Source organism: Blautia sp. AM29-29 (genome assembly GCF_003480555.1).
GTDB classification, from domain to species: Bacteria; Bacillota; Clostridia; order Lachnospirales; family Lachnospiraceae; genus Fusicatenibacter; species Fusicatenibacter saccharivorans.
On sequence record NZ_QUJD01000048.1, the window covers coordinates 1 to 1,687 of the forward strand.

Annotated in this window: 2 protein-coding genes; both read left to right on the forward strand. The window is 36.8% G+C overall.

The window, feature by feature from the left end; genetic code table 11:
- Window positions 1-45 precede the first annotated feature (45 nt).
- Window positions 46-723 (forward strand): helix-turn-helix domain-containing protein, encoded by a 678-nt coding sequence (locus tag DW769_RS16260; protein ID WP_118720818.1) that lies wholly within the window; start codon window positions 46-48, stop codon window positions 721-723.
- 5 nt (window positions 724-728) lie between these two features.
- Window positions 729-1,622 (forward strand): IS3 family transposase, encoded by an 894-nt coding sequence (locus tag DW769_RS16265; protein WP_118750639.1) that lies wholly within the window; start codon window positions 729-731, stop codon window positions 1,620-1,622.
- The last annotated feature ends 65 nt before the right edge of the window (window positions 1,623-1,687 follow it).

Here is a 1,687-nt window from a genome sequence, read left to right on the forward strand (position 1 = left end):
CAAGTGAAATAATAAAAACTTGTCACTTAGGAGGGAGCATATTTTATGTCCAAAAGAAAAGTATCTGTTGAGGATAAGACATATGCTGTAAATCTATATCTGGATGGAAAAGAAAGCCAACGGCGAATTGCCGATATGTTTGATGTAAGTCTCGCATCTGTCCAACAATGGATTCGAAACTATGAATCTATGGGAGCAAATGCATTCACATTGAAAGGAAATAAAAAATATTCCAAAGAATTGAAACAACAAGCAGTCTTAGATTATTTAGCAGGCTATGGTTCTCAGGATGATATTTGCAAAAAATACGGAATCCGTTCAAAAGCTAAGTTACAAATCTGGATAAAGAAGTATAATGGTCATGAAGAATTAAAATCTTCTGGAACAGGAGGAAACATTATCATGACCAAAGGAAGAAAAACCACTTTTGAAGAACGGGTTGAAATAGTACAGTATTGTATCGCACATGATCGTAATTATGCCCAAACAGCAGAACAATACCAGGTGTCCTATCAACAGGCTCGCAATTATATAGTCAAATATGAAGCTGGTGGAGTGGAAGCTTTAAGAGATAACCGTGGCAAACGAAAACGTCCCGATGAGATGAGTGAATTAGAAAAGCTGCGTGCTGAAGTTAAAATTTTAAAAGCAGAGAAAGAACGTGCTGAAATGGAGGCATCTTTTTTAAAAAAACTCGAAGAAATAGAGAGGAGGCGGGGCTAAGCCTGATCCGTCATGAACATATATATCAGGCAATCAAAGAAGAACACAAAGAACATAATTATCCAATCGCTGCACTTTGTAAACTTGGTAAAGTTTCTAGAGCAGCTTATTATAAATGGCTACACAGAGAAATTCCTAAAAGTGAGCAAAAGAATAGGCTTATTGCCGACGAGATAGAAAAGATTCACACAGACTCACCGGATAAAGGCTATCGAAGGATCAGGGATGATTTGGAACGATATCATGGTATTGATGTAAACGATAAACGTGTGCTACGCATTTGCCGTAAACTTAATATAAAATCAACTATCAAGTATTCTAACAACGGATGCACAAGACAGGCTGCAAGCCCTCAGTATATAGCTGAAAACATACTTAATCGGGAGTTCACTGCCAAAGCACCAAATGAAAAATGGCTCACTGATGTGACAGAATTCCATTATTATATTGGGATGGAAAAGCATAAAATTTATCTAAGTGCAATACTGGATCTATATGATAGACGGATTGTTTCGTATGTTATTCGTGATAAGAGCAACAATGCTTTGGTGTTTGATACGGTAGACAATGCTTTACTTAGAAATCCTGGTGCGCAGCCACTGTTTCACAGTGACAGAGGATTCCAATATACGAACAGGACATTTCATACAAAACTTGTAACTGCTGGAATAATACAAAGCATGTCGCGAGTTGCTAAATGTATCGACAATGGACCAATGGAAGGCTTTTGGGGAATTCTGAAGAGAGAGCGATATTATGGAAAACGATTCACTGATAGAGGTACTCTCGTAAAAATGATCGAAGATTATATAGATTACTACAACAATAAACGCTTGCAAAGGAATCTTGGAATTTTAACGCCAATGGAAAAACATGAAATTTACTTGCAAGCTGCATAAAAACTGCCAGCAGATAAATTTCTACTGGCAGGAAAAATTTATATTTTTTCAATTGTCTACTTGAC